This is a genomic window from Micromonospora sp. C51 (assembly GCF_018070435.1).
In the GTDB taxonomy this organism is placed as follows: Bacteria; Actinomycetota; Actinomycetes; order Mycobacteriales; family Micromonosporaceae; genus Micromonospora; species Micromonospora sediminimaris.
Window position 1 is genome coordinate 39,774 of record NZ_JAGPXQ010000044.1, and the last position, 6,360, is coordinate 46,133.

The following is a 6,360-nucleotide window of genomic DNA, read 5'->3' on the forward strand; positions in this document are numbered from 1 at the left end:
GTAGAACTGCGCACACGCAGCGGCAACGGCTCACCGGCGATCGTGGCGGCGTGGTTCGCATGGTGGCACCTCCGGCCCATCGGAACGGATACCCAGACTTAGGGTCCAAGACCCGCGAAGCTGCAGGCCACGGCTTGCGCTGGGGCTAAGCGACCGGCGCCGCTCGGAATGGGAGGCAGCCGGTGGCGAGTTGGGCCTGGATCTCTCGCGGGTATGCGGCGTGGACCGAGCTGTCCGATCACACCTTGAGGATGTCCACGTCGTACAGCGCTATCGACGCGTCGCGGGAGGCGAGGGTCAGCCCTTCGGTGATTGCCTGTGCCACCAGCATGCGGTCGAAGGGATCGCGGTGATGCGATGGCAGGCGGCCTGCGGCGATGGCGTGGGCGTGGGTCACCGGGAGTTCCCGGAAGCCCATGTCTCGTACCCGCTCTGCAAGGTCAGGGGGGCCGGCGAGTTTCCCGATGCGCTGTTTGATGGTGATCTCCCACAGGGTGACCGGGGAGAGGAAGATGTCCGGCTCGTGGCGTAGTCGATCGAGCAACTCGGTGCCTAGGGTCGGGTCGCCAGTGATGGCCCAGAGCGCGACGTGCGTGTCCAGCAGCAAATTCATGCGCCGATGCCGAAGTCGTCGGCGATCTCGGCGTTGGTCTGTGGCGAGTCCCAGTCACCGGAGAGGTCCAGTTGGCCGGCGAGGGAGCCGACAGCGGTACGGTTAGCCCGCCGGACCAACGGTACGACCTTCGCCACCGGGGTGCCCGCCCGGTCGATGATGATCTCCTCGCCGCGTTCCACCCGCTCGATGATGCGCGACAGGTGGGTCTTGGCATCATGCATGTTGTAGTGCACGGCCTCAGCCGACATGGCGCAACCTCCTCGCTTAGCTAAGGGATTAGTTTAGCCTGCTTGGCCGCATGCGTCAGCGGCCTTGGCTGCTCGGGTCCCCGGGTCGCCGGACGTCGTCCGAGTCCGTGCCCTGCAAGAAGGCAGGGCCAGCGGATCACCAGCGATGGTGGCGGTGCGGTTCGCATGGTGGTGCGTCCGCCCCACTTCCTCCGCAACCTTGGTGCGCGTGGCCGGTACAGCAGCGAAGTACGGCAGTCGGCCCCTACCGATCTGATGACGTGAACGAATCACGACTCCCGGTCGAGGGCGCTGCACAACTGCACGATCTCGGCCTTGAACTCCGACGTGAACGGCCGGCGAGGGGCCCGGCAGCATCTCATGCGTGAGGAGGCTCCGGCGTTCATCGAGGAGGTCATGGACGACCTTCGGGTGCGCCACGCGGATCCTTACGGTTGACGAGGCGGAGCCGGGGTCGGGAATCTTGCTTATCCCTTGCCAGACACAGCCGACGCCCTTGAACATGAGCCACCATCCCTCGTCGGGTGAGTCGAAAGGTGGTGGAGACAATGCCGACCGACATAAGACTGGACGACGGAAACAACGCCGACTGGATCTCGATCGAAGCCGCGGTCGTCAACGCAAGGGCAGCGGACCTGATTCTCGACTCTGCCGCCCGCCGGGGCGCCGGTGGTGGTCCATTCCGCCGCGCTCTGGTGCACAATTCGGAGGACGGTCTGACCGTCAACTTCAACGGCGACTACCCCGGCGGGGTACGGATCAATGGCGCTCGACTCAACCTGAGGGTGATCGAGCAGAGCGGGCCGACGCCCAAGCTGCCGCGCACCGGCCAGGTGGGTGATCTCGTGCTGGTGCGGAACACTGGATCACAGCGGATCAACGGCGCGGTGGTGGCGGAGTGGGACCGGTGCAGCCTGTGGCTGTGCGTGCCGAGCGGCAGAGTCGTCACCGCGACCGGCACCGCGTACTGGCAGGAGATCCAGATGGGCGAGCCGGTAGCGGGAGAGGCGTGATGGCGCGCGAAGGACACCGGGCGGTCAGACCGGGACGCATCGGAGGTGCCGGTGATCTCCATCCGGGCCATGCGACAGTTCCATGGCGCCCCGATCAGCCTGCGGGCCGTGAGCGAGCTGGAGAAATGGGATTTCCCGGTGAGCGTACGCACGCTGGCGACCCTGGTCGACCGGGAGTTCACGGGGCGGATCACGGCCGGAGACGTCCAGTGCGCGTACCGGATGAGCGTGTTCAGCAGTGGCAACTGGGCCGTGTCGGCGGAGTTCTTCGACGATGGCAACCACGTCGGCGACGTGTGGGAGCTCGAGTTCGTCCTAGACCGCATCCACCGGATCGGGACGAAGCTGGACGGGTCGCTCAACCCTGGTGAACGCACGACGGTCGGCCGGCGCGGCAGCGACCCCTGGATCCGGGAGAACTGGTCGCGGATCACGACCCTGAGCGCCACCCTGCACGCGTCGTGGCGACCGGGCGACGTGATCGCCACGGTCCTGATCGGACTGACCGGCATCGGTACGGTTCTCTTCTTTGCCAGCCCGGGCAGGGTTGAGGCTAGGCGGTGCCCTGACCAGCCCTTCGACGACCACACCCCGTGCGTGGAGTTTCACAAGGTGTCCGGCACCGACCCGACGGACGGCACCGTCGGGGGCGGCGGGTGACTTGACCGCGGTCGCTCGGCGTCCGGTCTGGGCCAACCGGAGCGCGACACGCGTCGCGGGTACGCCCACCGCATCACCGATTGGGAACGGTGCCGCCTAGCCATCGTTGCCTCGGAACCGCTCCCGCCCCCGGTCCGGGCGAGCGGACCGGGCGTGCTCGGCTACCTCGCCGCCCGCCTCCTACCGGCGGCACTCGGCCTGCTCACCACCGGCCTTCTGGTGGTCGGTGCCGTACTCGCCGCCATCGTGCTGCGCTCCTTCGTCGCGGGCACCATGACCGCAGCCGGGTTCCTGCTGCAGGGGCTCATCGGGGCGGCCCTGCTGCTGGTGAACCTGCAGGCGATAGCCAGCGTCGCCACGCTGGATCGGTGGCTGGCCCGTCGCCTGCTCGAGGCCAACAGGCTCAAGGGCACACCAACGCCGCCATCGCCGAACGCCTACACGTCTCACAGAGCGCGGTCGAGAAACACGTCAAACCATCTTCGACAAGCTTGAGTTGTCCCACGCGACCGGCTACAGCCGCCGCGTCCTGGCGATCCTGCAATATCTCGGCTCCTAGCGGACAACCGCGCAACAGTGCGCGCGGCCGGCAGGCACGGCGGGGCGAAACATCTGGTCAACCGGAGACAGCCGACTTCGGACCTGCACACCGAACCGAAAGGAGAATGGGCACGCCGGCCCACCAGGGTGCGGCTGCCCGGACGAGGATGAGCACTTCATGGGATCCCTCCGCGACGGGCGTACTCCGGCTGCCCTCCGGTCGGCTTGTCCGCGGCCGGGCGCTCAGGCGCCCGCTGCCGCAAGGTTTGCAGCCCACATTCGCGCTCTACCTCCTCGGCCGCCAGCCGACCTCGGTGGCCTGGGAGCATCGATGGCTGCGCTGGCCTGACTTTCGGCTGCCGTCCGATCGTGCCGCAACCGCCGACGCGTTGCGCGAGGCATGGGCTCGCGCCGAAACCGAACGCGTCGAGATTGCCTGCGGCGGTGGGAGGGGACGCACGGGGACTGCCCTCGCCTGCCTCGCGGTGATCGATGGGGTGCCGAACGACCAGGCGGTCGACTATGTCCGGCGGCACTACGCTCCGAGTGCCGTTGAGACCCCGTGGCAACGCCGTTTCGTCGCCCGGTTCCGGTAGCTGCTCCCGAGCACCGCGCAGGTCCGGTGGCCTCCCGAGCCATCTGCCGGGTGGATACGGCGGAGTCGTGGAGATCCACTCGATCCGTCACCGGCGCGATGCCCACCGTTCGTCGGGCCCGTCTCGAACCCGCTGGCCGGCACCGGAGCCGTACGTCCGGGGGCGCGGGTCTGAATTTCTCGGTATTCAGTGTTGCTATCTACTGGTACCTAGCGCTACTGTCTACCAGTAGTCAGCGTCGCTGGGTAGCGAGGAGATGGGGACATGGGCAACCAACTGACCGAGATGCTGAAGGGCACCCTCGAAGGCATCGTCCTGGCGATCCTGGCCCGCAGGTCCGCGTACGGCTACGAGATCACCGCGTGGCTGCGCGACCGCGGGTTCTCGGACATCGCGGAAGGCACCATCTACGCACTGCTCGTCCGCGTGGAGCAACGGGGGTTCGTGGACGTGGAGAAGGTGCCTTCCGAGAAGGGGCCGCCGCGGAAGGTGTATTCGCTCAACGCGAAGGGGCGGGACCAACTCGCCGAGTTCTGGAGGACCTGGAGCGTCCTCACGGATCGCATCGAGCAACTCCGTCACAACGGCAACCAACACGAAAAGGGAGCATGAGCATGGCCGCGAAGTGGATCGAGACGCTCGTCGGATCGCTGGAGCAGAAGAAGCAGTACAAGCACCACATGGCCCGGATCGAGGCCCTGCCGGAGCCCTATCGCGGCTCGGCCAAGGCGCTGCACCGGTACTTCATGTACCACGGTGGCATCCTCGACGGCGACACGATCACCACGATGCTCGGCGACTTCGTCGACCTCTGGGAGCGTGCGGTCGCCGACGGAACGCCGGTCCGCGCCGTCGTCGGCGACGATCCGGTCGAGTTCGCCGAGACGTTCCTACAGGCATACGCCGGCCGGCAGTGGATCGACAAGGAGCGCGAGCGTCTCCGGAAGGCGATCGACGCCGCCGACCACAACAGCGGGCAGGAGGACAGGTCGTGATCACCGAGACGCGTGAACCGGCGATCAGAGTGCGAGCCGTCACCAAGTCCTACCAGAACCTGCACGTGCTGCGGGGTGTCGACTTCGACGTGGCGGCCGGGAGCATCTTCGCGCTGCTCGGCTCGAACGGCGCCGGAAAGACCACGCTGGTGCGGATTCTGTCGACGTTGCTGAAGGCGGACAGCGGCAGCGCGACCGTCCACGGCTTCGATGTGTCCTCGGTGCCGGCCGACGTACGCAGGTCGATCAGCCTGACCGGCCAGTTCGCCGCAGTCGACGGCGTGCTCACCGGTCGGGAGAATCTGGTCCTGATCGCGAAGCTCCGCCATCAGAGGGATCCGGGTGCGATCGCCGACGACCTGCTCGCCCGCTTCTCGCTCACCGACGCCGGGGACCGGCGGGCGGCGACGTACTCGGGTGGCATGCGACGGCGGCTGGACATCGCGATGAGCCTGGTCGGCAACCCGCCGGTCGTGTTCCTCGACGAGCCGACCACCGGCCTCGACCCGCAGGCCCGCATCGAGGTCTGGCAGACGGTGAAGCAACTCGCCAAGAAGGGTACGACCATCCTGCTGACAACTCAGTACCTCGACGAGGCCGAGCAACTCGCCGACCGAATCGCGATCCTGCACAAAGGCACGATCATTCAGCACGGCACTCTCGCCGAGCTGAGGCAGCTTCTCCCGTCCGCCACGGTCGAGTACGTCGAGAAGCAGCCGACCCTTGAAGACGTCTTCCTCGCCCTCGTCGGTGACGCCACTGACACCACCGACGAGGCGGCCATGCCTGCGGGAGAGGAATCCCGATGACTGCCCACGTCCTCAGCGACACCGGAACCCTCACCGGTCGCTCCCTGCGCCACATCCTCCGCAGCCCGGACACCATCATCACCACGGCGATCACCCCGATCGCACTGCTGCTGCTCTTCGTGTACGTGCTGGGCGGGGCCATCAACACGGGCACCGGTGAGTCGTACATCAACTACATGCTTCCCGGCATCCTGCTCATCACCATCGCCTCCGGCATCGCCTACACCGCGTACCGTCTGTTCCTGGACATGCAGGGCGGCATCTTCGAGCGCTTCCAATCGATGCCGATCTCGCGTCCCGCCGTGCTCTGGGCACATGTCCTGACCTCGCTCATCGCCAACCTGGCCTCGCTCGTGATCGTCATCGGCGTCGCGCTGATCATGGGATTCCGCACCAGTGCGTCCGTGGTCGACTGGCTCGCCGCCGCCGGCATCCTGGTCCTGTTCATCCTCGCCCTCAGCTGGATCGCCGTGATGCCGGGCCTGACCGCCAAGACCATCGACGGCGCCAGCGGCTTCAGCTACCCGCTGATCTTCCTGCCCTTCATCAGCTCGGCGTTCGTCCCCACCGACTCGATGCCTGGCCCGGTCGCCTGGTTCGCCGAGAACCAGCCGGTGACGTCCATCGTGAACACTCTCCGCGGCCTCTTCGCGCAGCAACCCGTCGGCAACGACATCTGGATCGCCCTCGCCTGGTGCGCCGGTCTGCTCGTGGTGGCCTACGTCGGCGCGACGGCGATCTACCGCAAGAAGATCAGCTAGTGCCGTGACCACGAACGTTTGGGGTGTTGGGTCAGGCTGCGCGGGTGGCGGGTTGGCCCCAGCGTTGTTGTCGTTCGCTGCGGATGCGGGCGCGTTCGCGGCGTTGGGCGGCCAGGACGTCG

At 67.1% G+C, this 6,360-nt stretch carries 10 protein-coding genes; 8 read left to right on the plus strand and 2 right to left on the minus strand.

The genetic code is table 11. The features are described from left to right. Positions 1-238: 238 nt before the first annotated feature. The gene (locus KBX50_RS27900; protein ID WP_210940775.1) at positions 239-613 is read right to left on the minus strand and encodes a type II toxin-antitoxin system VapC family toxin; all 375 of its coding nucleotides are present in this window, start codon (positions 611-613) and stop codon (positions 239-241) included. Then, complete coding sequence (locus KBX50_RS27905; RefSeq protein ID WP_102659982.1) at positions 610-864, minus strand: type II toxin-antitoxin system Phd/YefM family antitoxin; 255 nt, start codon at positions 862-864, stop codon at positions 610-612. The genes KBX50_RS27900 and KBX50_RS27905 overlap by 4 nt, the downstream gene beginning before the upstream one ends. 524 nt (positions 865-1,388) lie before the next feature. Between KBX50_RS27905 and KBX50_RS27910 the strand changes: the two genes are divergently transcribed. The 8 genes from KBX50_RS27910 (at position 1,389) to KBX50_RS27940 (ending at position 6,238) form a co-directional block, all read left to right on the plus strand. Then, positions 1,389-1,877 carry a hypothetical protein gene (locus KBX50_RS27910; RefSeq protein WP_210940778.1) on the plus strand — a complete coding sequence of 163 codons (489 nt, stop codon included), beginning with the start codon at positions 1,389-1,391 and terminating at the stop codon, positions 1,875-1,877. Between the two features lie 51 nt (positions 1,878-1,928). Then, positions 1,929-2,537 carry a hypothetical protein gene (locus tag KBX50_RS27915; RefSeq protein ID WP_210940780.1) on the plus strand — a complete coding sequence of 203 codons (609 nt, stop codon included), beginning with the start codon at positions 1,929-1,931 and terminating at the stop codon, positions 2,535-2,537. Between the two features lie 153 nt (positions 2,538-2,690). Then, on the plus strand, positions 2,691-3,032 hold the full coding sequence (locus KBX50_RS27920; protein ID WP_210940782.1) for a hypothetical protein: 342 nt from the start codon (positions 2,691-2,693) through the stop codon (positions 3,030-3,032). Between the two features lie 212 nt (positions 3,033-3,244). Further along, positions 3,245-3,673, plus strand: coding sequence for a protein-tyrosine phosphatase family protein (locus tag KBX50_RS33880; protein ID WP_247674563.1), 429 nt, complete (start codon positions 3,245-3,247; stop codon positions 3,671-3,673). A 264-nt stretch (positions 3,674-3,937) separates the two neighbouring features. Next, on the plus strand, positions 3,938-4,285 hold the full coding sequence (locus KBX50_RS27925) for a PadR family transcriptional regulator (protein ID WP_164449514.1): 348 nt from the start codon (positions 3,938-3,940) through the stop codon (positions 4,283-4,285). A gap of 2 nt (positions 4,286-4,287) precedes the next feature. Continuing rightward, positions 4,288-4,668, plus strand: a complete 381-nt coding sequence (locus KBX50_RS27930; RefSeq protein WP_210940785.1) for a DUF1048 domain-containing protein — start codon at positions 4,288-4,290, stop codon at positions 4,666-4,668. After that, entirely contained in the window at positions 4,665-5,477 is an 813-nt protein-coding gene (locus tag KBX50_RS27935) for an ABC transporter ATP-binding protein (protein ID WP_210940787.1), read from the plus strand. Before KBX50_RS27930 ends, KBX50_RS27935 begins: the two co-directional genes overlap by 4 nt. Beyond that, complete coding sequence (locus KBX50_RS27940) at positions 5,474-6,238, plus strand: ABC transporter permease (protein WP_210940789.1); 765 nt, start codon at positions 5,474-5,476, stop codon at positions 6,236-6,238. The genes KBX50_RS27935 and KBX50_RS27940 overlap by 4 nt, the downstream gene beginning before the upstream one ends. Positions 6,239-6,360: the final 122 nt, after the last annotated feature.

Bases quoted from the DNA above. Each gene is read 5' to 3' on its own strand.
- KBX50_RS27900 (WP_210940775.1), bottom strand. From the start codon at position 613: ATGAATTTGCTGCTGGACACGCACGTCGCGCTCTGGGCCATCACTGGC.
- KBX50_RS27905 (WP_102659982.1), bottom strand. From the start codon at position 864: ATGTCGGCTGAGGCCGTGCACTACAACATGCATGATGCCAAGACCCAC.
- KBX50_RS33880 (WP_247674563.1), top strand. From the start codon at position 3,245: ATGAGCACTTCATGGGATCCCTCCGCGACGGGCGTACTCCGGCTGCCC.
- KBX50_RS27925 (WP_164449514.1), top strand. From the start codon at position 3,938: ATGGGCAACCAACTGACCGAGATGCTGAAGGGCACCCTCGAAGGCATC.
- KBX50_RS27930 (WP_210940785.1), top strand. From the start codon at position 4,288: ATGGCCGCGAAGTGGATCGAGACGCTCGTCGGATCGCTGGAGCAGAAG.
- KBX50_RS27940 (WP_210940789.1), top strand. From the start codon at position 5,474: ATGACTGCCCACGTCCTCAGCGACACCGGAACCCTCACCGGTCGCTCC.